Source organism: Kineosporia sp. NBRC 101677 (assembly GCF_030269265.1).
In the GTDB taxonomy this organism is placed as follows: domain Bacteria; phylum Actinomycetota; class Actinomycetes; order Actinomycetales; family Kineosporiaceae; genus Kineosporia; species Kineosporia rhizophila.
The window spans coordinates 266,492-292,472 of record NZ_BSTA01000002.1 but is presented as its reverse complement, the minus strand read 5'-3'; the positions used below and the strand labels follow the sequence as shown (position 1 = coordinate 292,472).

The following is a 25,981-nucleotide window of genomic DNA, read 5'->3' as shown; positions in this document are numbered from 1 at the left end:
GAGTGCCGTAACGCGGTGTTCATCGCCGCCCCTTACCGTCGGAACTTCGGCGAGAGATCCGGCGCGACGGAGGGGAAGATCAACCGCATGAACACAGCCCGCACGCGCGACGGTCAGCTGACCATCCCGACGATCGACCTGTCCGCGTTCCGCGAAGGCTCACCCACCGACCGCGCCCGGGTGGCCGCCGAACTGGACCACGCCGCGTCCACCATCGGTCTCCTGCAGGTGACCGGGCACGGCGTGAGCGAAGAGGTGCTGGCCGGGCTCACCGGCGCGATGGACGCCTTCTTCGGCCTGCCGATGTGGCAGAAGAAGGCGCTGCGCCCGGCCTCGCCGGAGTACAACCGCGGTTACACCCCGCCCCGGGCCGAGCGGCTCAGCCTGAGCCCGGGGGCGAACTCCCCGGCCGACCTGTTCGAGGCCTTCGACGTGGGCCGCAGCACGGAGGACTTCCCCGGTCTGGGGCTGGACGAACTGCAGTACGCACCCAACCTCTGGCCCCTGCGGCCGGAGAGCTTCGAGCCCGCGGTGATGGCCTGGTTCGCCGAGGGCGCCCGGGTGGCCCGCGAGGTCACCGCGGTGATGGCGGTGGCGCTCGGCCTGGACGAGAAGTTCTTCGCCGGCTACCAGGACCACGCTCTGGAAGTGCTGCGGCTGAACAACTATCTGGTGCCGGCCGACGAGACGGTCCCTGACGAGGACCAGGTCGGGACGGGCGCCCACACCGACAACGGCATCCTCACCGTGCTCTGGGCCGACCCCCAGGTCCGGGGCCTGCAGATCCTGCCGGGAGCGGGCGAGTGGCACGACGTGATCCCCACCGAGGGAACGCTTCTGGTCAATCTGGGCGATCTGCTGGCGCGCTGGACGAACGACCGCTGGATCTCCGTGCCGCACCGCGTCCTGCCGCCCACCGATGCCGAAGGTGCTCTGGTGCGCCGACGTTCGGCCGTCTTCTTCCATGAGGGCAACGCCGACGCGGTGATCTCGGTGCTTCCGGGGTGCGCCGACGAGGACGAGCCGGTCCGCTACGAATCCGTCACCGTGGCCGACCATCTCGCCGAGAAGCAGGCCCCCGGCCGCCCGAACGAGCAGCTGCAGCCGGCCGGTCTCTGAACTAGGACGCGACCGGGGTGGGCTGGGTGTTCAGCAGCAGCACGAACATCTCGTCCCGCCACTCCCGCGCCCCGGCCGGATAGGTGCGCATCTGCTCCCAGTACTGCTCGATCGCCTCACGGGCGGACGCCGAGAGGCGGGGCCCGGCCGGTTCGTCGATCTGGTCACCGAAAGCGGCCACCCCCTCGGCGATTCCGAGGAGGCGTTCGAGCAGGGCAGCAGAGGGGGTCATGCCTCACGCATCGGCAAACGGGTGAAGCTGCTTGACTCTTCGTGAGCGACTTTCCGGTAATCCACACAGACCGACACAGAACAGTGGGTGAGCCGGCCCTACTTCACGGTGATCTTGTCCTGCACCCGCCGGCCGATCTCGGTGAGCTGCTCCAGCTGCTCGGGAGTGAGCTGGTCGATCAGCATCTCGCGCACGGCCTGCACATGACCCGGCGCACTGGCCATCAGCTTGGCCCGCCCGGCCTCGGTCAGCTCGGCGTTCATCCCGCGCCGGTCCTCCTCGCACTCCACCCGGCGCACCCAGCCGGCCTGCTCGGCCCGGGTGACCGCGCGGGTCACGCCACTGCGGGTGGACAGGGTCAGGTCGGCCAGCTCACGCATCCGCAGCCGCCCACCCGGCGCCTCGGAGAGGCGGACCAGGATGTCGTAGTCGGTCAGCGTCAGGTCGGACTCGGAGGCGAGCTGCCGGTCCAGGGCGGCGAACAGCATGCGGGTGCTGTCCAGCAGCGCCCGCCAGGCCGCCTGCTCGCTGCTGCTCAGCCAGTTCGCGCCGTCGGGGCGGCCCTCTTCGTCACGCACCCGAGCCAGTTTAGCTTCAATAGTTGACGGCGCAATGACATTGATGGCACCATAGTGCTTGCCGGAGCAACGACTACGCGCGTTCACGTCTTCCCCCCAGGACGGAGCGCCGCGACTGCCCCGGTTCAGCAAGTACCGCTTGCCGTCCTGCCTAACCCCCCTCCGAGGCAGGACGGCAAGCGACTTTTGGCACTCAGCCGCAAAACGTCCATCCGCAAAACGACCGGTCCCCCGTGCCGGAAGACACAGGGGACCGGGACCTCGGCGAGCGAGCGGGACGTCAGCGCTTGAAGGCGTCCTTGACGTTCTCGCCGGCCTGCTTCACGTCGGCCGACGCCTGGTCGGCGCGGCCCTCGTTCTCGAGGCGCTCGTTGTCCGTGCCCTTGCCGACGGCTTCCTTCGCCTTGCCGGCCACGTTCTGGGCAGAGTTCTTGATCTTGTCGGTGGCACTCATCGACAGGCCTCCCAACCACTAGGCAACTTGCTGTTCCGGGACGCCCGAAGCGTCCCGCCGAGGTTCACTCTGCCCCCTCTGGGCCAAACCGCATCCCGACCCTGATCACGTCCGGCCCACCTCAGGGAGAACCCGGACGCCGCGAAAGTGGAAAGTCAGGGTTCCCAATCTCGGAAGTTCGGGTTTCACTATTGCCTATGAGTGACGAACTGGAAGCGATTCTCAGGAGCGTCGCCTCGGGGGAGATGAGTCCCGATGCGGCCATGAAGGCGATCGACGAGCAGAAGGCCCGTGAGGCGAGCGCCACATCCGCGCCCTCCGCGCCCGCTCCCGAACAGCCCACCCCGGCCTCCCCGGCCTTCGGCTCCCCCGGCTCCGGCAGCTCCCGCAGCTCCGGCACCCCCACCTTCCGGGCCGGTGGCACTCCGCCGGTCAACGGCACCATCACTGCGGTGCGGGTGCTCGGTTCCTACCGCTCGGTGCAGGTCACGGCCGACCCGTCGGTGGCCCAGCTGTACGTGACCGGCACGCACCGGGTCAGCCAGGAGGGCACCACGCTGATCGTGTCCGGCACCGGCCCGCTGGACGAGCCCACCGGCCCCCGCCCGGCCAACGGTGGCAACCTCTTCGGCAACTTCAGCTTCAGCGACCTGCCCCGCACGCTGACCTGGGCCAAGTCGTGGAAGGAGCACCAGCTCGAGATCCGGGTGAACCCGGAGCTGCTGCTGGAGCTGGAGACCACCGGCGCCGAGGTGAAGCTCAACGGCCTGGTCGGCGGCCTGAAGGCCCGGGTGGTGGCCAGCTCGCTGAAGGCGGACCGGCTGCGGGGGCGGCTCGACGTGGAGGCGGTCTCCTCGTCGGTCAAGATCAGCGCGGTGCCGCTGGGCGAGTCCCGGCTGACGGCCGAGTCCTCCTCGGCCCGGCTGACCCTGCTGAACGGCAGTGACCTGCGGATCTCGGGCACCAACCGGATGGGCCGACTGCAGCTACCTGACCGCCCGGCCAGCACCATGCCGCTGGACGACCAGGTCACCGAGAGCGTCGTGGGCTCGGGGCGGGACCTCCTGCAGGTGGAGGCGGTCATGAGCTCGGTCACGGTCGGCGCCCAGGTCTGGGACGAGGCGCCGCTTTGAGCCGCCGGCACCCGGGCGAGCACGGCTACCGGGCCCCCCAGCAGTGCCCGGTCTGCGCCGACGACCTGCACGTCACCCAGCTCGGCTGCGACTCCTGCGGCACCGGGATCAGCGGGCACTTCCAGCACTGCGACTACTGCGCCCTGGACCAGGCCGAACTGGACGTGCTGCGGGTCTTCCTGGTCTCGCGGGGAAACATGAAGGAGCTGGAACGGCACCTGGGGGTCAGCTACCCCACCGCCCGGGCCCGGTTCGACGATCTGCTGGCCAAGCTCGGTCTGCGGCCCACCGCCCCGGCGACTCCCACGGCGCCGGCTGCGGAGCCGGCGCGGAACGAGGCGGACGAGCAGACCCGGCTGAACACGCTGCAGGCGCTGGCCACGGGTGAGCTGGACGTGGAGGCGGCCCGAAAGCTCCTGGGCCAGTGATCCGCCGCTGACCAGGGGGCGGGTGGTTACCCCAAGTGCGGGGGTACACCAGCCACCTGCCCTTTCAGGCGGCAGAATGCTCCTTCGATGTCACCGGTCCGCCCGGCAACATCTACGCGTCGGCTCCTCCGGCGCGCCGACAACCCTCGGGCGAGTACACGGCCGGTGCCTTCGGGCCACCGGAGGGGATGTCCCGCCGGCGCCAGGCCGGGTACTCGCCCGTGGGGTTCGGTCCGGAGGTCACGCCCGGTCTCACTGGGTCTGCGAGAGGTCCGTGCTGTCCTGGGTCGTGGCGCCCCCCTGGGTGGTGCCGTCCTGAGTGGTCCCGTCCTGCGTGGTCCCGTCCTGGCTCTGTCCCTGACCGAACGGCGACGTACCGGAACCGCTCTGGCCCTGACCGGTCTGACCCTGCCCGGTCTGACCGCCCGGCATCTGACCGCCGCCGGGGAACTGCCCACCGCCGGGCATCTGGCCACCCCCGAAACCGGTCTGGCCGTCGGTGGTGCCGGAGACCGAGGCGGAACCACGGTCGTGGCCGACCACGTAACCGGTCGCGAAACCCACCCCGAGCAACAGGGCACCGGCGATGACCGCGGCGGCCACCGGCGTCTTCAGTTTCTGCACGAAACCACCCTGGGAGCCGGTGGTCGGCGCGGGAGCCGGCACCGACGTCCCCAGGTGCTCCTGCGGGACCTCGAAGGTCAGGTGCGGCGGCGGCCCGGCGGGGCCGGGGTACTGCACGTTCGGGTAGGACTGCGGGTTCTGGGCGGGGGCCGGGTGGGTGTTCACCGGCGCCACGACGGTCTGCCCCTGATTTTCTGCCATGCGTCCCAGAGTTCGGCCCCCTGATGAGGAGAGGCCGGATCCGGGCTGTGAACCGGCTATGAAGACCAGAAGCCGGTGGCCACCCTCCAATGGCCACCGGCTTCCCTCAGAGAAGGTCCTGGGTCACTTCACCTCGCGGCGCAGGGTGCGCACCGTGCCGATCACCAGCGGTGCGACCACCCACAGCAGCGCCGAGGTGAAGATCCGCAGCCACTCGTCCCCGCTGGTCTCCCCTCCGCCCAGCACGCCGGTGGTGGAGTTGAAGTCCAGCCACTCGCCCACCGACTCCATCGCCGAGAACTGCGAGAGCAGCTGGAAGGCGACGGGCAGGACGAAGAAGCTGACGATCGCGACCGGGGTGTTGGCGAAGAGCAGGCCGAACCCGACCCCGCAGGCGTAGTTGAGCCACAGGAACGCCAGCAGCTCGATCACCACCATCGCGGACATGTCCCAGGGGTCGGCCGCCCCGGAGACCAGGGTGGCGATGCCGGCGATCGGCAGGATCAGCGCCAGCGTCGCCGTGGCCAGGACCATCGCGGCGAGGAACTTGGCGGTGACGATCCGGCCACGCTGCGGGACCAGGGTGAAGGTGGTCAGGGCGGTGCGCTGCGACCACTCGCTGGTCACGGTCAGCACCCCGAGCACCGGGCCGAGGATGGCGATCGGCAGGAAGGCCAGCTGCGCGTAGGTCTGCCAGGTACGGTCACCGTCGCCCCAGATCGCCATCGCCCCGATCACCAGGACGACCAGCAGGGCGACGATGCCGAGCAGCCAGCGCCCGGCCCGGGTGTCGGCCATCTTGCGCAGCTCGAGCCAGGTCAGCGTGCCCAGCCCGGGACGGCTGATCTTGGTGTCCTGGGTGGCGCCGGGGGCGGCCCAGGCAGGCAGCGTGGTCGGGGCGCTCATCGCGCGACCTCCATCGGGGGGTTGACCGCACCGGCCGGTGCGGAGGCGTTCGCAGTGGCGGTGAGCTGGAGGAACAGGGCCTCCAGGCCGGCACCGTCGGCGGTGCGCAGTTCGGTCAGGACAGCGCCGGCCGCAGCCGCGGCGCGACCGACCTGGAGCGGTTCGGCGTCGACCAGCAGGGCGCCGTCGGCGGCCGGGGTGAAGGTCAGGCCGGAGCGCTGCAGCGCGTCGGCCAGGGCGGCCGGTGCCTCGGCGCGGACCAGGGTGCCCGCCCCGGCGAGCAGTTCCTGCTTGCTGCCGTTGGCCGCGATCCGGCCGTTGCCGATCACCACCAGACGGTCGGCGACCGCCTCGACCTCGTGCAGCAGGTGCGACGAGAGCAGCACCGTGCCGCCCCGGTCGGCGTACTCGCGCAGCAGACCGCGCATCCAGAAGATGCCCTCCGGGTCCAGCCCGTTGGCCGGCTCGTCGAGCACCAGCGTGGAGGGGTTGCCGAGCAGGGCGTGGGCCAGGCCGAGGCGCTGGCGCATGCCCAGGGAGTAGTTGCCGACCCGCTTGTCGGCGGCCTTCTTGTCCAGGCCGACCAGGTCGAGCATCTGGGTGACCCGCTCGCGGGGCAGGCCCAGGACGATGGTGCCGAGGGTGAGCACCTCGCGGCCGGTGCGGCCGGCGTGCTGCGCCGAGGCGTCCAGGAGCACACCCACCGAGCGGCCCGGGTTGGGCAGGCTGCGGTAGGGCACGCCGTCGATCAGCGCGGTCCCGCTGCTCGCCGGGGTCAGACCGCACAGGATCCGCATCGTGGTGGACTTGCCGGCGCCGTTCGGGCCGAGGAACCCCGTGACAGTGCCGGTCTCGCACCGGAAGGAGACGGCATCGACGGCCGTCTGGGTGCCGTATCTCTTCGTCAGGTTCTCGATCTCGATCACGAGGACAACCATTCCGGACCGGCCACCACCCGCGCGTCCGTCCTGGGAACCATCTGGGCGCGCCCCAGGGTGATCTCGGGTTAGACGAAAGTAGGGGGCCCGCGCATCCCAGGACCGTGGTGGCCGCCCGATCGGGATGCCTACGGTGAGCAGGTGCGCACTCACCACCGCTCGGGCTGGCTGCCCGGTGACCTGGACGACCCGGTCGCGGCCCGGCCGGAACGACGCTCCGCGCGGGACTGGCTGGTGGACGTCAGCCTGTTCCTGATCTGCACCGGCCTGGGGGTCCTGCTCTGGATCGACCAGGCCGACCTGGAACGCGGCACGATGCCGGGCGCGCTGGCCGTGGCCGACCTGGTGGCCGGGGTGCCCTGCCTGGTCCTGCTCTGGTGGCGGCGGCGCTGGCCGACCCGGATCGCCGTGTTCATGGCCGCGGTCGGGTTCTTCTCGGTGGTCTCCGCCCTGCCCGCCATGGTGCTGGTCTACACCGTCGCGGTGCGCCGGCCGCCCCGGAACGTGGCCGTGGTCTTCGTCCTGCATGTGCTGGCCGGGATCGCCTTCGCCTGGGTGCGGCCCAATCCGAGCGACAGCTGGGCCGACCTCGTCGCCGGCCTGATCGCGGTGTGCGCGGTGCTGGCCTGGGGGCTGTTCGCCCGCGCCCGGCGGCAGCTGATCCTCTCGCTGCGCGACCGGGCCGAACGGGCCGAGTCCGAGCGCAACCTGCTGCTCGAGCAGGCCCGGCAGTCCGAGCGCACCCGGATCGCCCGGGAGATGCACGACGTGCTGGGCCACCGGATCTCGCTGATCAGCCTGCACGCCGGGGCCCTGGAGTTCCGCGCCGACAAGGCCGGGCCGGAGGTGGCCGAGTCGGCGGCGGTGATCCGGGCCAGCGCCCGGCAGGCCCTGCAGGACCTGCGCGAGGTGATCGGGGTGCTGCGGGCCGGCGGGGCGGAGGACTCGCCGGACCGCCCGCAGCCCACGCTGGCCGACATCCCGAGCCTGGTCGAGGAGTCCCGCCAGGCCGGCATGAAGGTGACGCTCAACTGCGAGCACGCCGAAGGGCAGGGGGTTCCCGAGGTGATCGGCCGCACCGTCTACCGGATCGTGCAGGAAGGGCTGACCAACGCCCGAAAACACGCACCAGGCACGGCAGTGCAGGTCTCGGTGAACGGAACCCCTGGGCAGGGGCTGGAAGTGACGGTGCTGAACCGGGCGCCGCTGGCTCCCCCCGATGCCATTCCTGGGGCCGGACAGGGGTTGGTGGGGTTGACCGAGCGGGTGAATTTGGCCGAGGGGAGCCTGGAACACGGGCGGACGGCGGCGGGGGACTTCCGGCTCGCGGCCCGGCTTCCCTGGCCCACCAACGACGAAGAATTGAAGACGTCGGTGAGCACCACGGTGGAGCCGTCCGCCTGAGTGGTGGGTCGGGATGGGAGGGTTGAGAACGTGGCAGATGTCGAAGCACCGGTGCGGGTGCTGATCGTGGACGACGACGCGCTGGTGCGGGCGGCGCTGCGGATGATGCTGTCCGGCAGCGAGCACGTGGACGTGGCCGGTGAGGCGGAGGACGGCTCGCAGGTGCTCGGGGCGGTGCAGCGGCTACGGCCGGACGTGGTCCTGATGGACATCCGGATGCCTCGGGTGGACGGTCTGGCGGCCACGGAGCAGCTGGCCCAGCAGCCCTCGCCGCCTCAGGTGATCGTGCTGACCACGTTCGACGCCGACGAGTACGTGTTGCGGGCGCTGCGGGCCGGCGCCAGCGGTTTCCTGCTCAAGGACACGCCCCCGGCCGACCTGGTGCGGGCCATCCGTACGGTGGCGCAGGGCGAGGCCATGCTCTCGCCCGCGGTGACCCGGCGCCTGATCGATCACGTCGGGGCACCCTCGGCGGCCGGGCAGTCGCGGCGCCGGGAAGCGGCCCGTGACCGGCTGGACCTGCTCAGCCCGCGCGAACGGGAAGTGGCGGTGGCGGTGGGGCTGGGCAAGTCGAACGCCGAGATCGCCGACGACCTGTACATGAGCGTGGCCACGGTGAAGGCGCACGTGTCCCGGGTGATGACCAAGCTGGACGCGACCAACCGGGTGCAGATCGCGATCCTCGCCCACGACGCCGAACTGGCCTGAACAGCCTGACTTTCAGAGCCGGTTTCAGGGCCCGGCGAAGGTGGTGACCACGTTGCGGGTGACCAGCGCGGCGATCTCCTGCGCCTGGGCGTCGGCCTTGACCCGCTTTCCCTGGCCGTCCAGGCAGAACCCGGTGACCGTGCACCCCCAGGCCGCCGTGCCGGCGTTGAACACCGTGGCGCCGGAGGGGCGTTCGACGTAGCTCGTGGCCTGGACGTCACCGCAGGCCAGGTCGGCCGAGCCGACCACCTGGGCCGGGGCGGAGGCCTGGACCTGGTCGAGGCGGCCGGAGACCAGACCCTTCAGCACCTGACCAGAGCTGACCTGGGCGCCGCCGAAACCCCACCACGAGGGGTCGGTGATGGTGAGGCCGGTGCTGCCGACGGCCTCGCAGGTGGCGACCGAACCGGTGAGCTTGGCCCCCGATCCGGCGGCGACGGTGAAGCTGCGCGCGTCGGCCTGATCGGGCAGGGCGGTGACGCCGGCGGAGCCGGCCCCGAAGAAGGCGAGGTCGGTACCGTCGGCCACCGCCGCGCGTACTGAGCCGCGCAGCTTGGGCGTCCAGTAACGGCTTTCACCGGCCACCAGCACTGCCGTGGCGCCCTCGAGCAGCTTCGGCGAGGCCGTCAGGTCGGTGTCGGTGAGGTAGACGACGTCGGTGCCGGTGCGCTCGATCTGCGCGATCAGCCCGGCCTCGGTGGCCAGGGCCCCGGCGCCCGCCCCGGTGAGCAGCGGCCGGTTCAGCGTGACCTCGCGCCCCTCGCCCACCGACCCGTTGCGGTTGGTCGCGGCCCAGGTCATCGGGGAGGTCAGCACCACCACGCGATCGGACGCCGAGCCCTGGGAAGGCACCGAGGTCACCGTCAGCGGCAGGTAGCGGCTGGCCTTGCCCAGGTCGAGGCGGACGAGATAGGCGCCCTCGGGCCAGTTCGTGGTGTCGAGCGAACCGGTCGACTGCCAGCCGGCCGGCGGTCCCGACTGAGCCTGGGCCTGCAGCGTGCCCTGCCAGACCTGCCGGGCGCCGTCGCCGCCGTACCAGCCCAGCCGGAACGCCCGCACCTGCGCGGCGCCGGCACCGCGCAGGAACACCGGAACCAGTTCACCAGGAGCCACCGAGGAGGCGCCGGCGTAGGCCGCCAACCCCTTGGCCGCGGCGCGGGCCGGGGCGATGCGCCACTCCTCGGCACCGGCCTGCGCGTTCTCGCGCGCGATCGGCCCGGCCTCGCTGCCCGGGTTGCTGACCAGGCCACCGCGCACGTCCGAGGCCGGCTTCCGGGCCTCGGGGGCGGCCTCGGAACCGGCACCACCAGCACTGATCAGCCCCGCCAGGCCGCCCAGGGCAACGAGGGCGGTCACGGCGAGCAGACGCGGGGACGGCACGAAAAGGATTGTGTCGGGCGAGGGGTGCCCGGTGCCAATCCGGACGGGTTTCCGGCGAGTCACTTGCTTCACTCCAGCCAGAGGCTAGCGAACCTACGGATTCGTAGGTTACGGTTACGTAGGTAAATCCGGACTGATCAGACAGGGGCACGGAATGACTGCATCGACCAGCGCCGCCGGCGCCGGCGACCTCGACCCGACCCCTGCCCAGGGGGCCGCCGAAACTCCGCGCCGGCCCCGACGTCCTCAGTTGCCGCTGACCTACGGTCGCAAGAGCAACGTCGAGATCGTGTTCCTCTGGTTCTTCGTGGTCGCGCCCCTAGTGGCGGTGGCCGCGGCCGTGCCGGTGGCCTGGACGGGCGGCTGGCTGGGCTGGACCGACGTGATCCTGTTCGCGGTGATGTACCTGTTCACCGGGCTGGGCGTGACCGTCGGCTTCCACCGCTACCTGACCCACGGCGCGTTCAAGGCCAAGCGGCCGATGCGGATCCTGCTCACCGTGGCCGGCACGATGGCGATCGAGGGCGCCCCGATCCGCTGGGTCGCCGATCACCGCCGCCACCACCAGTTCTCCGACGACGAGAACGACCCGCACTCCCCCTGGCGCTTCGGCGAGACCGTGCCGGCCCTGGCCAAGGGCATGATCTGGGCGCACATGGGCTGGCTGTTCACCCGGGAGAACTCGAACTCGCGCCGGTTCGCCCCGGACCTGGTGGCCGACCGCGACATCCGGTTCATCCAGAAGAACTTCGTCTGGTTCCTGCTGCTCAGCCTGTTCGGCCCGGCGATCGTGGGCGGCCTGGTCAGCCAGTCCTGGCACGGCTTCGTCACCGCCTACTTCTGGGCCGGCCTGGTCCGGATCGCGCTGATCCACCACGTCACCTGGGCGGTCAACTCGGTCTGCCACGTGATGGGTGAGCGGCCCTTCAAGACCTCCCAGAAGGACCGGGCCTCGAACGTCTGGTTGCTGGCGGTCCCGAGCTTCGGCGAGAGCTGGCACAACCTGCACCACGCCGACCCGACCTGTGCGCGGCACGGCGTGGACCCGGGGCAGATCGACATCTCGGCCCGGGTGATCTGGCTGTTCGAGAAGGCCGGCTGGGTCTGGAACGTGAAGTGGCCCAAGGAGAACCGGATCGACGCGAAGCGGGTCGAACAGGCCGCCTGAGGCGACCACGAACAAATGGTGGACGGGCCGGCGCGAGGTGCGTTGGCCCGTCCACCATTTGTTGTGAGGATGTCGGGATGGACATTCAGGAAGCACTCGCGTTCTGCAAGGCGAACCACCACGCCGTCCTGACCACGCTGAAGAAGGACGGCAGCCCACAGATGTCCCCGGTGACCGTCGGTGTCTCCACCGACGGCACCCAGGTGGTGATCAGCAGCCGGGAGACCGCGATCAAGGTGAAGCACCTGCGCCGCGACCCGCGGGCCTGGCTGGCGGTGTTCACCGACGGCTTCTACGGCGAGTGGGTGCAGGTCGCCGGGCCGGTCGAGATCGTCGGCCTGCCCGCCGCGATGCCCCTGCTGGTGGACTACTACAAGGACATCAGCGGCGAGCACCCCGACTGGGACGAGTACCGGGCCGTGATGGAGAAGGACCAGCGGGTGATCATCCGGATCACGCCCACCGAGGTGGGCCCGAACGTCTCCGGTTGATCAGTCGGTCTTGCCGTCGGCGTGGATCGTGCTGAACCCGGTGTACCCGGCCAGCGCCGCGGGGATCACGATCGAGCCGTCGGCCTGCTGCCCGTTCTCGAGGATCGCGGCCATGGTGCGGCCGATCGGCAGGCCCGAGCCGTTGAGGGTGGCCACCAGCTCGCGCTTGCCGTCCTCGGTGCGGGTGCGGATGTTGGCCCGCCGGGCCTGGAACTGGCCGCAGTCCGAGCAGGACGAGATCTCCCGGAAGGCGTTCTGCCCGGGCAGCCAGACCTCCACGTCGTAGGTCATCTGGGCGCCGAAACCGGTGTCGCCCGCGGCCAGCAGGATCACCCGGTGGGCCAGGCCGAGCTTCTGCAGCAGCGACTCGGCGTGGCCGACCAGCTTCTCCAGCTCGTTCTGCGACTGCTCGGGCGCGCAGATGCGCACCATCTCGACCTTCTCGAACTCGTGCAGCCGGATCAGCCCACGGGTGTCGCGGCCGTACGAGCCGGCCTCCGAGCGGAAGCACGGCGTCCACGCGGTGTAGGCCAGCGGCAGCTCACCGGGCTCGACGATCTCGTCGGCGTGCAGGTTGGTCAGCGGCACCTCGGCGGTCGGGATCAGGTACAGGTCCCGGCTGCCGGCCGAGGTGCGGAACAGGTCCTCCTCGAACTTCGGCAGCTGCCCGGTGCCCTCGAGCGCGCTCGGCGCCACCAGGTGCGGCACCGCGAACTCGGTGTAGCCGTGCTCGCGGGTGTGCGTGTCGAGGAAGAACGAGATCAGGCCGCGCTCCAGCGCCGCCCCGGCGCCGCGGGAGACCCGGAACCGCGGGCCCGACAGCTTGGTGGCCCGGGCGAAGTCGAGGATGCCGGTGCGCTCGCCCAGCTCGACGTGGTCGAGCGGGGTGAAGGCGAACTCCGGCGGGGTGCCCCAGGTGCGGACCTCGGTGGCGTCGGCGTCGCTGAAGCCGTCGGGCAGCGAGTCGAGCGGCAGGTTGGGGATGGTGAGCATCCAGGCGCGCAGGTCGGCGGCGGCCTGGTCGGCGCCCTCCTCGGCCTGCCGGATCTGCTCCTTCAGGCTGCGGGCGCGCTCTTTCAGCTCGCTCACGTCCCCACCGGCCTTGGCGGTCCGGCCCACCTCGGCGGCGACCTTCTTGGACTCGGCGCGCAGGTCGTCGGCCGCCTTGATGCCGGCGTTCCGGCTGGACAGCAACTCCTCCAGGGCTGCGGTGTCCAGGGTGTAGCCACGGCGGGCGAGCCGGCGAACCGCCTCTGTGCCCGGGTCGAGCAGGGCGCGCGGGTCGTGCATCGAAGGACCTTTCACCAGGAAGGGTTTTGCCGCGTCGATGCTATCGGGGTGTACCCGATTAGTAATCCGGGTTAACGGCGGCGCGCTGGCCGCCGGCCCGGCGCGGCGACCGGCCAGAATGCCGCCATGGCGATCGATCCCTGCTCCTCGCAGACCCTGACCGCACCGGACGGCGCCGAGCTCGTGGTGTGCGCGCACGGCGGGCACGTGACCGGCTGGACCCCGGCCGGTGGCCGGCCCCGGCTGTGGCTGAGCCCGACCGCGGAGTGCGGGCCGGGCAAGGCCATCCGCGGCGGCGTCCCGGTGATCTTCCCTCAGTTCGCCGGGCGCGGGCCGCTGCCCAAGCACGGCGTGGCCCGTAACCGGGCCTGGACGGAGGTGGAGTCCGGGCCGGGCACCTGGACCGCGAAACTCGTTGACGACACGGACACCCGGGCGATCTGGCCGCACTCGTTCGAACTGGTGCTGAGCGCCCGGGCCGAGGGCCAGACCCTGGACCTGGAGCTGACCGCCCGCAACACCGGCGACGCGCCGTGGAGCTTCACCGCCGCTCTGCACAGCTACTTCACAGTCGGTGACCCCGACACGGTGATCTCCGGGCTCGGCGGCCGGGCGGCGGCGGACAACGCCGGCGGCCCGGCCTACACCTTCGCCCCTGCGGGGGGCTCGGTGCCCGCCCTGACCTCCCGCGACGTGTCGATCGAAGGAGCCTCCGGCCCGGTGGCCCTGGAGGACCCCGAGCTGGGCCGACTGCTGGTCACCGCCAACGGCTTTCCTGACCGGGTGGTCTGGAACCCCGGAGCGGGTCACGGCCTGGGCGACGTGCCGGACGGATCCGAGACCGGCTGGGTCTGTATCGAGCCGGCCCTGCTGCAGCCGGTCGAGCTGACGCCCGGGTCTGCCTGGACGGGCAGTGTGCGGTTCGATACGGGCCGCGCGCCGACCGACGACTGATCTCGCTATACGTATCAGTCACTTCCGGACGACCTGCTCATATCCGTAGGCCGATTACGTGGAGTCATAGCACTTTGCTAAATCAGCATCGGTGTGGCAGGCTCTTCGACGCACCGGCGCCGAGAGCGCCGGTGCACCAGAATCTTCTCGTTCGCCCGGGTTCGGCTCCACGCGGCCCGGGCGGCGTCGTCCCACCGCAGTTGCTCCCCCGGCCGGCTCCCGCAGCGGCCAGTACCTTGGATCTCCCGGTTTGAGCCAGGGGTTGGAGGGACTTCCTGGCCCAGACCGTGGCAGTCACAGATCGCCCTGGCGGAAACTTCGGTTTCCGCCAGGGCGATCTGTGCTTTGGCCGGCACCGCTGATCAGGCGGCCGAGCCCAGGTACTCCTCCCAGGAGGGCTCACGCACGTCGGCCCCGCGAACCACCCAGGCCGGACCGCGCGGTGGCCGCGGCCGGACCGACAGCGTCCAGCCCATCTCCTCCGGGGTGCGGCTGCCCTTGACGTTGTTGCACCGCATGCAGCAGGCCACCAGGTTCTCCCAGGTGTCCTGACCGCCCCGGCTGCGCGGCAGCACGTGGTCGATCGTGGTGGCGTGGCTGTCGCAGTAACCGCACCGGTGCTCGTCCCGCCGCAGCACACCGCGCCGGCTGACCGGGATCACCCGGCCGTGCGGCACCTTCACGTAGCGCTGGAGCACGATCACCGACGGCCGGGGGACGGTCAGCATCTCGCTGACCACTGGGTGCGGACCGCTCTCGACCACTGCGGCTTTACCCGCGAGGACGAGCACGACGGCCCGGCGGAAGGAGACGACGGCCAACGGCTCGTAGCCGGCGTTCAGAACGAGGGTGCGCATGAGCGGCCACCTCCTGGGTCCCGGGACGACAAAAGGCGCCGTTCCGAGTGGAACGACGCCTTGGCTGGGCGGCACACGGCCGCAGGTATTTCGGGTTGTATCTCGAACGCGTGGGTGGTGCGGGCCTGGGCAGGATGCCCTGGTAACCCCGTATGGGACCGCGCCCTGGCGGCCAGGAAGTCGCGTATGTGACCAGCCACTACGACCTCCTCACCGGAATGCCAGCTTGTCGGACCCTGGATGACAGGGTAAGCGGGAACCCCTGACCAGATCACTCCCTTTCTCTCAGTGATCTGCGCCGCGTACGTCACCACCGGATGAAGGAATGGCAAACAGCGGAAGCCCCGCCACCCGGGCGGGGCTTCCGTGCAGGCTCGGGCGGGTGACCGCCCGGATCAGCCGATCCGGCCGAAGCTGACCGCGCTGGTCCAGATCGCCCGCTTGCTGAACGACGTCCCGGTGCGGCCCGCGTCGTACATCATGTTGCCGCCGGCGTAGAGGCCCACGTGGTAGGCGGCCCCGCCGTTGCTGAAGAACACCAGGTCACCGGGCTGTGCCTCGGACCGCGAGATCCGGGTGGCGGCCAGCATCTGCTGGTTCGCCGTGCGCGGCAGCGCGACGCCGACCTGGTTGAAGATGTACTGCATGGCCCCCGAGCAGTCCCAGGCGATCGGCGTGGTGCCGCCGTACCGGTAGGGGACCCCGAGGTAGCGCGAGGCAACGGCCAGCACCGAGGTGCCGCGCGCACTGCCGTAAGAACTGGACACGTTCGAACCCGTCGACAACTCCCCGCTTGCGACGGGGACAACGACCTTCTTCGGAATTGCGGTGAAATCACTGCTTTCGAAGGATACCGTCGCTGCGACCGGGGCGGTGAGGGGTGCCGCCGAAGTCTGCGCGCCGCCCGGGGCGGCGATCAGGCCGCCGGCGAACGCGACGGCCGGCTGGACCGCGATCGGGGCCGTGGCCGGAGCCGCGGCGACCTCGGGCGAGGTCCGGGTGGAGGCCTGGGAGGACATGCCCATCGAGGCGACCAGACCGCCGGACATGGCGATCACGGCCCCGCCTCGACCGATCACCGACATCTGACCGGTGACGGCCGTCCCGAGGGACTTCAGGGGTGTTGCAGCACGAACGGGCGCGCGATGGCGCGCCGTGGCGCGAGTGGTCACGGTTTACCTCTCCGGACGCCTACGAGGTCAGCTGTCGGGTTCGGGTGGGAGAAGTCACCCGGCCGGACTCCGTCCCTGACCTCGCGGGTCGTGGACGGCTTCGCGGCTTCACCCCAAGGAGCGCCCGGATCGGACACCCCGGAAATGGGTCCCCCGCCTCTGCCATGCGGTGTTCAGGTTGCCCCGGGGTGGTGGCAGAGCTCGGCGTCCGCCTCGGGGGCTTCTCGGAGGGAGAGAAGCGAACGCGAAGCTACCTGACGCGACGAAGCGATGTCACGTCTGGGTCACGGAGCTGGGGGAAAACTTTACGTTCGGTGACCGAGTTCACGCCTTCGGGTGAGCATCTGTCCCTCGATCGGAGCAGACCCACCCGCCGTTGGGGTGACTCACAGAAGCCCCACAAGTACCTTTTACCTCTCGTTCAGCTCGACACGCTGCGGAAGGCCCGGAACCGGCCATCTGCTTTTGACCGGCGTGGGACCGGCTGGTAATGGGGACTTCCGGGTGGAAAGCGGTGCAGTGAGAGGGCTATTTGGAAGGCTGTTCTGGTCTGCGGGTTCGTGCTGCGGCCCGGCCCGGAACGCCGACGAGCCCTCGTCCGGGCGGACGAGGGCTCGCGGAGGTGGTGTGAGCTGTGTGCAGGACCCGGTCAGACCGCCTCGACGAAGACATGACGGGCCACGTCGGCCAGCAGCGCCACGCCGGCGTCGGACCCGGGCGCCGAGCGCATCTCGGGCACCTTCACCACGTTGACCAGGTAGCCGGTGGGGGTGCGCTGGGCCTGGACCCGGCAGCCGGGGACCATGCCGGCCCCCTGCAGCTGCTTCATCAGCTCGGTGTCGATCTGCAGGCGCTCGCCGAGACGACGGATCATCAGCTCGCTGCTCTGCGGGGCGGCGGAGTCGGCCGCGACCGCGTCGGGCAGGCTCACCACCCCTTCCCGGAACGCACCCGGGGCGGCCTGCGGGCCACCGAGTTCTTCCAGGCCCGGGATCGGGTTGCCGTAGGGGCTCTCCAGCGGTCCGGCCAGCATCTTGAGCAGTTTCTGCTCGACGTGGTCGCTCATCACGTGTTCCCAGCGGCAGGCCTCGTCGTGGACGAGTTCCCACTCCAGGCCGATCACGTCGAGCAGCAGCCGCTCGGCGAGGCGGTGCTTGCGCATCACCCGGGTGGCCTTGGCCCGGCCGATCTCGGTCAGCTCGAGGTGCCGGTCACCGGTGACGTGCAGAAGACCGTCACGTTCCATCCGGGCCACGGTCTGGGACACGGTCGGCCCGGAGTGGCCGAGGCGCTCTGCGATCCGGGCCCGCAGCGGGACGACGCCCTCTTCCTCGAGCTCGAAGATCGTTCTCAGATACATCTCGGTGGTGTCGATGAGGTCGCTCACGGGGCCCATTGTCCGCCACCGGGCAACCCGGCACCATCCACCGGGGGTTCGACGGCCTGCCCTTCACCGAACGTACGCCGGCCGGAACGCTCCGGGGCGGTTTCGGTGTCCGGCCTGTGTTCGACCTGTGCCCGGGCAGGCAACAGCCCGCAGGCTCGCCGGATTCTCCGGCGGTGTCCGCTGGACGATACGGACCCCTGCGGGCTGCGGTGACTGCCTGGGATTTCGCCGGCCGCTGACGGCCGTGGAATCACTCTCGGGTATCGAGAGCAGTCCGTCCGGAACTGCAGCGGCTAGGCGGCCGCCACCTCACGCGTCCGATGTGAAATCACTGTTCGGACCACCTCCCTTCCCGTGTGCCTCGAAGGTACGTAGACGCCCCGGAGGAGTGCAACGGATTTTCACCTTCGGCGTACAGCACCCCTTCGATCACCCGGTCGGCCGACAGGAAGGGGTGGGAGAAGGCATGATCGGTCGGGTGAGCACGGCGTCCGAGGAGATCCACACGGCACTGGCCGCTGCCGCGACCCTTCCGGCGGGCCCGGGGCAGATCCGTGCCCTGGACGGTCTGCTGCCCTCGGTGACCCGCGCGGGCGGGGCCCACGAGGTCGGCCGGCTGGGCACCGAGATCCGCAGCACCCTGCTGACGGCCTGTCTGATCGGCGGGCGGCACGGGCGGGTGCCGGAACTGCTGGGCTGGCTGACCGCCCGCTACGACGAGGCCCCTGGCTGGATGGGCGAGGACCTGCGGCGCCGGGTGCTGGCCAACCTGGCCGAGGCGGCGGCCGGGCTGCTGCCCTACCCCGACGTCTCGCGCTCCCTGATCAACCACATCGTCACCGGCGCCGAGCAGCGCTACGCCGAGGCCGGGGAGCATCCGGGGCCGGTGCTGCGCGCCCGGTTCCTGTTCACCCAGCACGTGCAGGGTTCGCTGGCTGCCGGCGACCTGCTCGAGGCCTGGCTGGCCGCCGGGCCCGCTCCCGCCGGGGTCGGCTGCGCCGAGTGCGAGCAGGCCGAACAGGTGCGGCACCTGGTGGCGGTGGGCGCCTACCAGCGGGCGATCGAGCACGCCGCGCCGGTGCTGCGGGCGCCGATGACCGAGTGCGAGGCGCAGCCGGCCGGAGTGATCGGTGCGGTGCTGCCCGCACTGCTGCGTACCGGGGCGGTCGGCGCGGCGGCTTCCGAGCACGTTCGGGCGGTGAGGCTGATCCGGGCCCGGCTGGCCACGGCGGCCGCCACCGCCGGGATCGCCGGCGACGCGGGCGGCGACGTGCTGGCCGCAAGTGCCCTGCGCGGCATGGGGGCCGCCGACCAGATCCTGGCCTGCGCCCGGGCCGGGCGGTTGCGGCACGGGCTGGACCTGCTGCGGGAGTGGCTGCCCGCGCTGGCGGTCACCCCCGAACCGCTGGAGCAGCTGGGCACCGCCTCGGCGATCGCCCGGCTGGTCTGGGGGCTGAGCGAGGCCGGGCGGGCCAACGAGGTGGTGCTGCCGGCCGCCCGGGCGAGCACGCTGCCCCCGGCCCTGGCCCACACCGAAGACCTCACGGTCGGTGCCCTCGGCGAGCGCGTGCTGGCGGTGAGCAACCGGCTGGCAACGCTTTTCGACGGGCGCAACGAGACCTCGGCGATCGGCGACGGGCTGCGCGAGACCCTGGGTTCCGGCCCGCTGCCGGACATGCCGCTGGATGCGTTCGACCGGGCCGGGCTCCCGGAGTGGGCCCCGCCGGTGCGCGGTGGCCGCCGGGCCCAGGGCGACGGGGTGCCGGCCGACATCACCGTGCTGGCCAAGGAGTTCGAGGACGCGCTGCGGATCGACGCGATCGAGGCAATGCAGGCGGTGCTGACCGCCTGGCGGGCGACCCGGCCCACCGCCCAGACGCGGGGCCAGACCGACGCCGAGCGGGCCGCGGCCCGGCTGGACGGCTGGCTCACTCTCGAGGAAATCGCCTCGCACCCGGCGGATCTCGCCCCTGACCGGCCACTGATGACCGCCGCTCAGGAGGCCACCGAGCGGCTCCAGCGGGCCGGACTGCACCTCGAGGCGCTGCTGCACGAGCAGGCCTGTGTGCTCGCCGCGGCCGGGAATCGGCTGATCGACCCGGGCCCGGCGATGGACCGGATCGAGGAGCTGACCGCGGAGGTGGCCGGGCTGAGCCCGGGCCCCGACCTCGGCGAGGCGCTGTCCCGGCTGGTGCTGGCCCGGGAGATCGCGGCGATGGCCGGGGTGCCCGTGCCCGAGCAGATCTCCCAGCTGGTGCCGGTGCACGGCTCGGTCCCAGTCGAGGCCACCGCCCTGCTCCCGGTCTCCCCCGATCCGGAAGAACCCGAAGCTGAGCCCGACGCCGAGGAGGAAGAGGACACCGAGGTCCAGCCGATCCACGACCCGGCGGTGGCCGAGCCGTTCGGCCCGGCCTCCATGCCGACGTCGCTGATCGGCCCGTTCATGACCACCCCGATCCCGGTGACCCCCTCGAACTCCCCCGGCCAGCGGCCCTTCTCCAGCGGTGAGGACACCCAGCAGCCCCGACGCCGGCTGGACGCGATCGAGCGGATCCGGGCGCAGATGTCACCGGAAGAGGTGCGCGAACTGGCGCAGACCCTCGACCTGGTGAACTTCGACCCGCTGGAGACGTCGGTGGCCCAGCTGCGCTCGGTGCCACCGGAACGGCTGGAGCACCGGCACCTGCGCGCACTCACCCGGATGCTGCGCCTGCGGGCCCGCGACGAACCACGGCACAACGCGGTGAGCACGCTGATGCAGGCGGTCGCCACGCTGCCGGTGGGAGTGCGGCCGCTGGAGCGTGCGCAGGCCGGGGCCGACCTGGCCACGCTGCTGGCCGAGACCGATCCCGGTGCGGCCCTCTCGGTCTGGAACACCGCCGTGGGGGATGCCGAAAGGGCTGGCGAGGGGCCGGTTCTGGGTACCCTGCTGGCCGCTTCGGCCATGCTGCGGCACCGCACCGGCGAGACCTCCCTGGCCGCCGCCGACCTGGCCCGGGCCGTGCCCCTGCTGGACAAGTACGCGCCCCCGGCCCTGGCCGGGCAGTGCCGGGTCGACCTGTCCCGGGTGCTGCTGGCGCTCGACCGGCCGTTCGCCGCGGCCGCCGCGGCCGAGGCGGCGCTGGCCGACGTGGCCGAGGTGCTGCGGGCCGAAGGACTGGAGACGGCGCCGCTGAAGACGCCGGGGGCCGCACCGGACGACGTGGAGCCGGTGCCGGGGCAGATCCCGGCCGAGGTGGCGTCCCGGATGCACCTGGCCGGGGCCGCGGCGTTCGCTGCGGCCGAGGCGAACTCGACGGCCGGAACGCCGGTCGGCCCGGCCCGGCGCCTGGCCATCCGCAGCGCCCAGTGGCACGCCCGCAACGGCAATCCGATCGGCCAGGCCGAGGCCTGGCAACTGGCGGCCCGGCTGGCCGGCCGGCCCGGGCGGGTGGCGGCCGACCTGCTCCGGGCGGCCGAGCTGTCCGAGGCCGGGGGCGACTGGGCCCGGGCCGCGACCTGCCGCCGGGAACGGGTCACCGCGGTGCGGGCCGCCTCCGGTGACGGGGCGGCCCTGGATGCGCTCGACGAGGCCGACGAGACGCTCGACGCCTGGGCCCGGGCCCTGGCCGGGCGTCGGCTGCAGCCCGCGGAGCGGGCCGCGGGCGAGCACCAGCTGCGCTGGCACCGGGTGGCGGTGGCCGAGCAGCGGGCCCGGCTCCTGGCTCTGGCCGGGCGTTTCGAGGAGGCGATGGCGGTGGCCGGCCCGCTGGTGCAGGAGTACCACGAGCTCGACGACGCCTGGTCGGCCCGCGACCTGCAGGGACTGCGCGGACAGTTGCGCGCCGAGCTGGGCGATCTCGAGGGAGCAGTGGCCGACCTGCGGGAGGCGGCCGAGGGTGCGGCCGCCGCCGCCGAGCAGGAACAGACCCATGGGCTGGGCGCCCGGCTGGCCGCGGTGCTCGGCGGCGCCGGCCGGGACGACGAGGCCGAGGCGGCCTGGAACCGCTACTGCGAACCCGGGTGATGGTGAGCGGCCCACCCGGGCCGCTCACCATCGTCCTCAATGAGGTTCTTCAGGGCTCCCGGCGCACGATCTGCCAGCCCGAAGCATCGTCGAGCAGGGGCAGACCGGCGTCGGCGGTGATCCGAACGTCCTGCGGATCGGCGGCGGCCGGCAGGAAGACCAGCCGGTCGTGCATCCGCGACGGCTGGCCCTGCCAGAACTCGATCTCCACCGGTCGCACCAGGAAACCGCCCCAGTTCGGCGGCACCGGCACGTCCTCGGCCTGACCGGTGTCCGGCCACTGTTCGCTGAAATCCCGCCAACGGTCGACGAAGTCGGCCCGGGAGGCGGCCACCCGCGACTGGCGACTGGCCCAGGCCCCGATGCGTGAGCCCCACGGCCGGGAGCGGAAGTACTCGGCGGTGGCCCGTTCGTCCACCCGTTCCACCACCCCGCGCACCGTGACCTGCCGGTGCAGCGGCATCCAGACCAGGTCGAGCGCGGCGAGCGGGTTCGCGGTCAGTTCGAGGCCCTTGCGGGAGCCGTAGTTGGTGAAGAACACGAACCCCAGTCGCTCGGCGTGCTTGAGCAGCACCGTGCGCACCGTCGGGGCTCCGTGCGGGTCGACCGTGGCCAGCGCCATCGCGTTCGGCTCGCTCACCTCCGGGTGCGCCAGCGCGTCGTCGTACCAGTGCCGGAACTGGGCCAGCGGGGTGTCGGCCAGTTCGGTCTCGGCCAGACCGGGCACTTGGTAGGACAGCCGCTGGGTGCTGAACGCCGGGTCGACGGGCTCGATGCTCATGGGCCCAGTCTGCACTGGGGCAAGGAATGTGGCGTTGGACATGCCGGACGCCCTACCCCCGCCGATCAGGCTGCGCTGCACTGGTTGTCAGGTTGTCTCCCAGCAGAAAAGGATTCCGTGATGGGCGAATTCGTTCCGGGGCTCGAGGGCGTGGTCGCTTTCGAGACCGTCATCGCCGAACCCGACCGGGACGGCGGGGCGCTGCGCTACCGCGGCGTCGATCTGGTCGACCTGGCCGGGCGGGTCGACTTCGGCCAGGTCTGGGGCCTGCTGGTGGACAACGCCTTCGCCCCCGGGCTGCCGCCGGCCGAACCGTTCCCGCTGCCGGTGCGCACCGGCGACGTCCGGGTCGACCTGCAGAGCGCCCTGGCCCAACTGGCTGCGCAGTGGGGGCTGCGGCCGTTGCTCGACATCGACGTCACCCAGGCCCGCGCCGACCTGGCCCGGGTCTCGGCGACCGGTCTCTCGTTCGTGGCCCAGTCGGCGCGTGGGCAGGATCTGCCGGTGGTGCCGCCGGAGCTGGTGGACCGGGGCCGGACCAGCACCGAGCGGTTCATGATCGAGTGGCGGGGCGAGCCGGACCCGAAGCACGTGGAGGCGGTCGACGCCTACTGGGTCTCGGCCGCCGAGCACGGGATGAACGCGTCCACCTTCACCGCCCGGGTGATCGCCTCGACCGGGGCCGACGTGGCCGCAGCACTGTCCGGTGCGGTCGGCGCGATGTCCGGCCCACTGCACGGGGGCGCGCCCTCGCGGGTGCTGCACATGCTGGAAGGGGTGGAGCAGCGCGGTGACGCCGAGGCCTACGTGAAGGACCTGCTCGACCGGGGTGAGCGACTGATGGGCTTCGGGCACCGGGTCTACCGGGCCGAGGACCCACGGGCCCAGGTGCTGCGGGCCACCGCCGAGCGGCTCAAGACACCCCGGTTCGAGGTGGCCCGGGCCTTGGAGCAGGCCGCCCTGGCCGAGCTGCAGGCCCGGCGCCCGGATCGGGTGCTGGCCACCAACGTGGAGTTCTGGGCGGCCGTGATGCTGGACTTCGCCGAGGTACCGGCCCGGATGTTCACGCCCCTGTTCAGTTGTGCCCGCACCGCCGGGTGGTCGGCGCACATCCTGGAACAGAAGGCCACCGGCCGGCTGGTGCGCCCCTCCGCCCGTTATGTCGGGGAGGGCTCACGGGCCCTCGAGAGCGTCACGGGGTATTGACGGGCGGGGCGGCGGCCGGGCCTGCGACACTTGCCCGCGTGAGTGAGCCGACCGCCGCCGAGTCCATCGTCATCCCGGCGAACCTGCTGCCCGCCGACGGCCGTTTCGGCTCCGGGCCCAGCAAGATCCGCCCCGAGCAGGTCGCCTACCTGGCCTCCATCGAGCGCACCGTGCTCGGCACCTCGCACCGCCAGGCCCCGGTGAAGGACCTGGTGGGCCGGGTCCGGGCCGGGCTGGGCGAACTGTTCTCGCTCCCCGAGGGCTACGAGGTGGTGCTCGGCAACGGCGGGTCCAACGCGTTCTGGGACATCGCGGCCCACAACCTGGTGCGCCACCGCGCCCAGCACGTGACCTTCGGCGAGTTCTCGGCCAAGTTCGCCTCGGTCACCGCCAAGGCCCCGTTCCTGGGCGCCGGCACGGTGCTCGAGGCACCGGCCGGAGACCTGGCGCAACCGCACGCCGAGGAGGGGGTGGACGTCTACGCCTGGCCCCAGAACGAGACCTCGACCGGAGTCATGGCCCCCGTCCTGCGGGTTCCCGGCGCCGACGCGGACTCCCTGATGCTGATCGACGCCACCTCCGGCGCGGGCGGCCTCCCGGTGGACATCGCGCAGACCGACGCCTACTACTTCGCTCCCCAGAAGAGCTTCGCCTCCGACGGTGGCCTCTGGTTCGCCGTGCTGTCGCCGGCCGCCCTGGAGCGCAGCGCGCGGATCGCCGCGTCCGGCCGCTACATCCCCGACTTCCTCGACCTCGAGACCGCGATCGCCAACTCCCGTAAGAACCAGACGCTCAACACCCCGGCCGTGGCCACGGTGGCACTGATGGCCTCGCAGATCGACTGGATGCTGGCCAACGGCGGGCTCGACTGGGTGGTCGCCCGCACCGCCGACTCCAGTGAGCGGATCTACACCTGGGCCGAGAAGATGCCCTACACCAGCCCGTTCGTGGCTACCCCGGCCGCTCGCAGCCAGGTGGTCTGCACCGTCGACTTCGACGGGGTGGATGCCGCGACGGTGGCCCGGGTGCTGCGGGCGAACGGGATCGTCGACACCGAGCCCTACCGCAAGCTGGGCCGCAACCAGCTCCGCCTCGCGGTCTACCCCGCGGTCGCCCCGGACGACGTAAGTGCGCTGCTCAGCTGCATCGAGTACGTGGTGGAGCAGTTGGGTTAGCCCTCCTCCTAACCCAACCACTGCTTGAGGACGTCCGCGAGCCCTACGGCTCGCGGACGTCCTTTGGTTTGTGGGGGCTTTGAGAAGGCACTGACCACTTCGGGCGCCGTCCGGTAACGGCACATCGACGAACTTCACCGAACCGTCACGGAGGTTCGTTCCACAAACCCTGTTTTTCCTCTATTCTCTAGTAGAGCGATAGAGTTAATGTATGGTTACCGCCACCGAGTCGCCCGACCGGCCCGGCGAACTGCCCCAGCACCTCCCCGTACTGCCCAGCACCGCCATTTCTCGTCCGCTTCCCGGGCCCACGGACGGCCCGTACAGACTTGGAGTCCCCTCGAGATGAACGTTCTGCGTGGACGCGGCCGCACGGTCTCCGTGCTCGCCCTGCTGGCAGCCTCCGCGGTCGGGCTGAGCGCCTGCGGTTCGAACGACGGCACGAGCTCGAGCTCCGGCGGCGGCGGAGGCGCCGAGAACGAGATCGACATCGTCGGCTTCTCGGTGATCAAGTCCGCCTACGACGACCTCGGCGAGCAGTTCTCCGCGACGCCGGACGGCGAGGGCGTCACCTTCAAGAGCTCCTACGGCGCCAGCGGGGCCCAGTCCCGGGCCGTGATCGCCGGGCAGAAGGCCGACCTGGTCGCCTTCTCGCTGGAGCCGGACATGACCAAGGTCGTCGACGCCGGCAAGGTCGGCGAGGACTGGCAGAGCGCCGGCTCGACCAAGGGCATCGCCTCCAGCTCGGTCGTGGTGATCGTGACCCGCAAGGGCAACCCCAAGGGCATCAAGGGCTGGGACGACATCGCCAAGCCGGGCGTCGAGATCGTCACCGCCGACCCGGGCACCTCGGGTGCGGCGAAGTGGAACCTGCTGGGCGCCTACTCGCAGGCCCTCGGCGACTCGAACGACGAGGCCGCGGCCGAGACCTACCTGAAGAGCTTCATCGGCAACGTGGTGAGCTGGAACGACAGCGGCCGCAACGCCACCGACGCGTTCATCAAGGGCACCGGCGACGTGCTGATCTCCTACGAGAACGAGGCCATCGCGGCGCGCGCCGCCGGCGAGGAACTCGACTACGTGGTCCCCGAGTCCACCCTGCTGATCCAGAACCCGGCCGCGGTGACCACCGAGGCGCCGGAGGCGACCTCCAAGTTCCTCGAGTACATCGAGAGCACCGAGGGTCAGACCATCCTGGCCAAGCACGGCTACCGCCCGGTCATCGACGGGGTCGAGGCCACCGGCGTCGAGGGGGCCAACGACCCGGCCGCCCCGTTCCCGGCCGTGGCCGACCTGACCACCATCGACGAGCTCGGCGGCTGGTCCGAGGTGGACAAGAAGTTCTTCGGCGACGACGGCATCGTCACCAAGCTCCGGGGCTGACCTGAG

At 71.4% G+C, this 25,981-nt stretch carries 24 protein-coding genes and 1 riboswitch; of the genes, 12 read left to right on the top strand and 12 right to left on the bottom strand.

Going from position 1 to position 25,981, the window contains the following annotated elements:
• The first annotated feature begins 87 nt into the window (after positions 1-87).
• Complete coding sequence (locus QSK18_RS06850) at positions 88-1,119, top strand: isopenicillin N synthase family dioxygenase (RefSeq protein ID WP_285617264.1); 1,032 nt, start codon at positions 88-90, stop codon at positions 1,117-1,119.
• 1 nt (position 1,120) lies between these two features.
• On the opposite strand, the gene QSK18_RS06845 is transcribed toward QSK18_RS06850, so the two are convergent.
• The 3 genes from QSK18_RS06845 to QSK18_RS06835 form a co-directional block, all read right to left on the bottom strand.
• Positions 1,121-1,351 carry a hypothetical protein gene (locus QSK18_RS06845; protein ID WP_232814739.1) on the bottom strand — a complete coding sequence of 77 codons (231 nt, stop codon included), beginning with the start codon at positions 1,349-1,351 and terminating at the stop codon, positions 1,121-1,123.
• 98 nt (positions 1,352-1,449) lie between these two features.
• Positions 1,450-1,929 carry a MarR family winged helix-turn-helix transcriptional regulator gene (locus QSK18_RS06840; protein WP_232814740.1) on the bottom strand — a complete coding sequence of 160 codons (480 nt, stop codon included), beginning with the start codon at positions 1,927-1,929 and terminating at the stop codon, positions 1,450-1,452.
• Positions 1,930-2,209: 280 nt separating this feature from the next.
• Complete coding sequence (locus tag QSK18_RS06835; protein WP_232814741.1) at positions 2,210-2,383, bottom strand: CsbD family protein; 174 nt, start codon at positions 2,381-2,383, stop codon at positions 2,210-2,212.
• Between the two features lie 197 nt (positions 2,384-2,580).
• Here QSK18_RS06835 and QSK18_RS06830 point away from each other — a divergent pair, with 197 nt between their 5' ends.
• Both QSK18_RS06830 and QSK18_RS06825 read left to right on the top strand, forming a co-directional pair.
• Positions 2,581-3,516, top strand: a complete 936-nt coding sequence (locus QSK18_RS06830) for a DUF4097 family beta strand repeat-containing protein (RefSeq protein ID WP_285617260.1) — start codon at positions 2,581-2,583, stop codon at positions 3,514-3,516.
• A complete protein-coding gene (locus tag QSK18_RS06825; RefSeq protein ID WP_232814743.1) occupies positions 3,513-3,944 on the top strand; it encodes a DUF2089 domain-containing protein in 432 nt (143 codons plus the stop codon). Before QSK18_RS06830 ends, QSK18_RS06825 begins: the two co-directional genes overlap by 4 nt.
• Before the next feature lie 252 nt (positions 3,945-4,196).
• Here the strand turns inward: QSK18_RS06825 and QSK18_RS06820 are convergent, their stop codons facing one another.
• From QSK18_RS06820 to QSK18_RS06810, 3 genes are all read right to left on the bottom strand, one after another.
• The gene (locus QSK18_RS06820) at positions 4,197-4,769 is read right to left on the bottom strand and encodes a hypothetical protein (protein ID WP_232814744.1); all 573 of its coding nucleotides are present in this window, start codon (positions 4,767-4,769) and stop codon (positions 4,197-4,199) included.
• 123 nt (positions 4,770-4,892) lie between these two features.
• The gene (locus QSK18_RS06815) at positions 4,893-5,675 is read right to left on the bottom strand and encodes an ABC transporter permease (protein WP_285617257.1); all 783 of its coding nucleotides are present in this window, start codon (positions 5,673-5,675) and stop codon (positions 4,893-4,895) included.
• Positions 5,672-6,601 (bottom strand): ABC transporter ATP-binding protein, encoded by a 930-nt coding sequence (locus QSK18_RS06810; RefSeq protein ID WP_232814746.1) that lies wholly within the window; start codon positions 6,599-6,601, stop codon positions 5,672-5,674. Before QSK18_RS06810 ends, QSK18_RS06815 begins: the two co-directional genes overlap by 4 nt.
• Before the next feature lie 153 nt (positions 6,602-6,754).
• Here QSK18_RS06810 and QSK18_RS06805 point away from each other — a divergent pair, with 153 nt between their 5' ends.
• Complete coding sequence (locus QSK18_RS06805; RefSeq protein WP_232814747.1) at positions 6,755-8,017, top strand: sensor histidine kinase; 1,263 nt, start codon at positions 6,755-6,757, stop codon at positions 8,015-8,017.
• Positions 8,018-8,047: 30 nt separating this feature from the next.
• Positions 8,048-8,725, top strand: coding sequence for a response regulator transcription factor (locus tag QSK18_RS06800; RefSeq protein WP_232814748.1), 678 nt, complete (start codon positions 8,048-8,050; stop codon positions 8,723-8,725).
• A gap of 24 nt (positions 8,726-8,749) precedes the next feature.
• Here QSK18_RS06800 and QSK18_RS06795 read toward each other — a convergent pair whose 3' ends face one another.
• The gene (locus QSK18_RS06795) at positions 8,750-10,105 is read right to left on the bottom strand and encodes a N,N-dimethylformamidase beta subunit family domain-containing protein (RefSeq protein WP_285617253.1); all 1,356 of its coding nucleotides are present in this window, start codon (positions 10,103-10,105) and stop codon (positions 8,750-8,752) included.
• 154 nt (positions 10,106-10,259) lie between these two features.
• Between QSK18_RS06795 and QSK18_RS06790 the strand changes: the two genes are divergently transcribed.
• Positions 10,260-11,273: an acyl-CoA desaturase gene (locus tag QSK18_RS06790; protein WP_232814750.1), complete on the top strand. Its 1,014-nt coding sequence runs from the start codon at positions 10,260-10,262 to the stop codon at positions 11,271-11,273.
• A 77-nt stretch (positions 11,274-11,350) separates the two neighbouring features.
• On the top strand, positions 11,351-11,764 hold the full coding sequence (locus QSK18_RS06785) for a PPOX class F420-dependent oxidoreductase (protein ID WP_232814751.1): 414 nt from the start codon (positions 11,351-11,353) through the stop codon (positions 11,762-11,764).
• Here QSK18_RS06785 and serS read toward each other — a convergent pair whose 3' ends face one another.
• The gene (serS, locus tag QSK18_RS06780; protein ID WP_232814752.1) at positions 11,765-13,054 is read right to left on the bottom strand and encodes a serine--tRNA ligase; all 1,290 of its coding nucleotides are present in this window, start codon (positions 13,052-13,054) and stop codon (positions 11,765-11,767) included.
• A 126-nt stretch (positions 13,055-13,180) separates the two neighbouring features.
• Here serS and QSK18_RS06775 point away from each other — a divergent pair, with 126 nt between their 5' ends.
• On the top strand, positions 13,181-14,008 hold the full coding sequence (locus tag QSK18_RS06775) for a D-hexose-6-phosphate mutarotase (RefSeq protein ID WP_232814753.1): 828 nt from the start codon (positions 13,181-13,183) through the stop codon (positions 14,006-14,008).
• 362 nt (positions 14,009-14,370) lie between these two features.
• Here QSK18_RS06775 and QSK18_RS06770 read toward each other — a convergent pair whose 3' ends face one another.
• From QSK18_RS06770 to QSK18_RS06760, 3 genes are all read right to left on the bottom strand, one after another.
• On the bottom strand, positions 14,371-14,865 hold the full coding sequence (locus QSK18_RS06770; protein WP_232814754.1) for an HNH endonuclease: 495 nt from the start codon (positions 14,863-14,865) through the stop codon (positions 14,371-14,373).
• Between the two features lie 395 nt (positions 14,866-15,260).
• Complete coding sequence (locus QSK18_RS06765) at positions 15,261-15,914, bottom strand: C40 family peptidase (protein WP_232814788.1); 654 nt, start codon at positions 15,912-15,914, stop codon at positions 15,261-15,263.
• A 125-nt stretch (positions 15,915-16,039) separates the two neighbouring features.
• Positions 16,040-16,219, bottom strand: a riboswitch (cyclic di-AMP (ydaO/yuaA leader).
• Between the two features lie 467 nt (positions 16,220-16,686).
• The gene (locus tag QSK18_RS06760; protein ID WP_285617247.1) at positions 16,687-17,424 is read right to left on the bottom strand and encodes an iron-dependent transcriptional repressor DtxR; all 738 of its coding nucleotides are present in this window, start codon (positions 17,422-17,424) and stop codon (positions 16,687-16,689) included.
• Between the two features lie 478 nt (positions 17,425-17,902).
• Between QSK18_RS06760 and QSK18_RS06755 the strand changes: the two genes are divergently transcribed.
• Complete coding sequence (locus QSK18_RS06755; RefSeq protein ID WP_285617245.1) at positions 17,903-21,430, top strand: tetratricopeptide repeat protein; 3,528 nt, start codon at positions 17,903-17,905, stop codon at positions 21,428-21,430.
• Positions 21,431-21,479: 49 nt separating this feature from the next.
• Here QSK18_RS06755 and pdxH read toward each other — a convergent pair whose 3' ends face one another.
• Positions 21,480-22,211 (bottom strand): pyridoxamine 5'-phosphate oxidase, encoded by a 732-nt coding sequence (pdxH, locus tag QSK18_RS06750; protein WP_285617243.1) that lies wholly within the window; start codon positions 22,209-22,211, stop codon positions 21,480-21,482.
• Between the two features lie 120 nt (positions 22,212-22,331).
• Here pdxH and QSK18_RS06745 point away from each other — a divergent pair, with 120 nt between their 5' ends.
• The 3 genes from QSK18_RS06745 to QSK18_RS06735 all read left to right on the top strand — a co-directional run bounded on the left by QSK18_RS06745 (position 22,332) and on the right by QSK18_RS06735 (position 25,975).
• Positions 22,332-23,417 (top strand): citrate synthase 2, encoded by a 1,086-nt coding sequence (locus QSK18_RS06745; RefSeq protein ID WP_285617241.1) that lies wholly within the window; start codon positions 22,332-22,334, stop codon positions 23,415-23,417.
• A gap of 38 nt (positions 23,418-23,455) precedes the next feature.
• The gene (gene serC, locus QSK18_RS06740) at positions 23,456-24,592 is read left to right on the top strand and encodes a phosphoserine transaminase (protein WP_285617239.1); all 1,137 of its coding nucleotides are present in this window, start codon (positions 23,456-23,458) and stop codon (positions 24,590-24,592) included.
• 345 nt (positions 24,593-24,937) lie between these two features.
• Positions 24,938-25,975: a sulfate ABC transporter substrate-binding protein gene (locus tag QSK18_RS06735; protein WP_232814760.1), complete on the top strand. Its 1,038-nt coding sequence runs from the start codon at positions 24,938-24,940 to the stop codon at positions 25,973-25,975.
• Positions 25,976-25,981: the final 6 nt, after the last annotated feature.

Bases quoted from the DNA above. Each gene is read 5' to 3' on its own strand.
- QSK18_RS06850 (WP_285617264.1), top strand. From the start codon at position 88: ATGAACACAGCCCGCACGCGCGACGGTCAGCTGACCATCCCGACGATC.
- QSK18_RS06845 (WP_232814739.1), bottom strand. From the start codon at position 1,351: ATGACCCCCTCTGCTGCCCTGCTCGAACGCCTCCTCGGAATCGCCGAG.
- QSK18_RS06835 (WP_232814741.1), bottom strand. From the start codon at position 2,383: ATGAGTGCCACCGACAAGATCAAGAACTCTGCCCAGAACGTGGCCGGC.
- QSK18_RS06830 (WP_285617260.1), top strand. From the start codon at position 2,581: ATGAGTGACGAACTGGAAGCGATTCTCAGGAGCGTCGCCTCGGGGGAG.
- QSK18_RS06820 (WP_232814744.1), bottom strand. From the start codon at position 4,769: ATGGCAGAAAATCAGGGGCAGACCGTCGTGGCGCCGGTGAACACCCAC.
- QSK18_RS06815 (WP_285617257.1), bottom strand. From the start codon at position 5,675: ATGAGCGCCCCGACCACGCTGCCTGCCTGGGCCGCCCCCGGCGCCACC.
- QSK18_RS06790 (WP_232814750.1), top strand. From the start codon at position 10,260: ATGACTGCATCGACCAGCGCCGCCGGCGCCGGCGACCTCGACCCGACC.
- QSK18_RS06785 (WP_232814751.1), top strand. From the start codon at position 11,351: ATGGACATTCAGGAAGCACTCGCGTTCTGCAAGGCGAACCACCACGCC.
- serS (WP_232814752.1), bottom strand. From the start codon at position 13,054: ATGCACGACCCGCGCGCCCTGCTCGACCCGGGCACAGAGGCGGTTCGC.
- QSK18_RS06775 (WP_232814753.1), top strand. From the start codon at position 13,181: ATGGCGATCGATCCCTGCTCCTCGCAGACCCTGACCGCACCGGACGGC.
- QSK18_RS06770 (WP_232814754.1), bottom strand. From the start codon at position 14,865: ATGCGCACCCTCGTTCTGAACGCCGGCTACGAGCCGTTGGCCGTCGTC.
- QSK18_RS06765 (WP_232814788.1), bottom strand. From the start codon at position 15,914: ATGTCCGGCGGTCTGGTCGCCTCGATGGGCATGTCCTCCCAGGCCTCC.
- pdxH (WP_285617243.1), bottom strand. From the start codon at position 22,211: ATGAGCATCGAGCCCGTCGACCCGGCGTTCAGCACCCAGCGGCTGTCC.
- QSK18_RS06745 (WP_285617241.1), top strand. From the start codon at position 22,332: ATGGGCGAATTCGTTCCGGGGCTCGAGGGCGTGGTCGCTTTCGAGACC.
- QSK18_RS06735 (WP_232814760.1), top strand. From the start codon at position 24,938: ATGAACGTTCTGCGTGGACGCGGCCGCACGGTCTCCGTGCTCGCCCTG.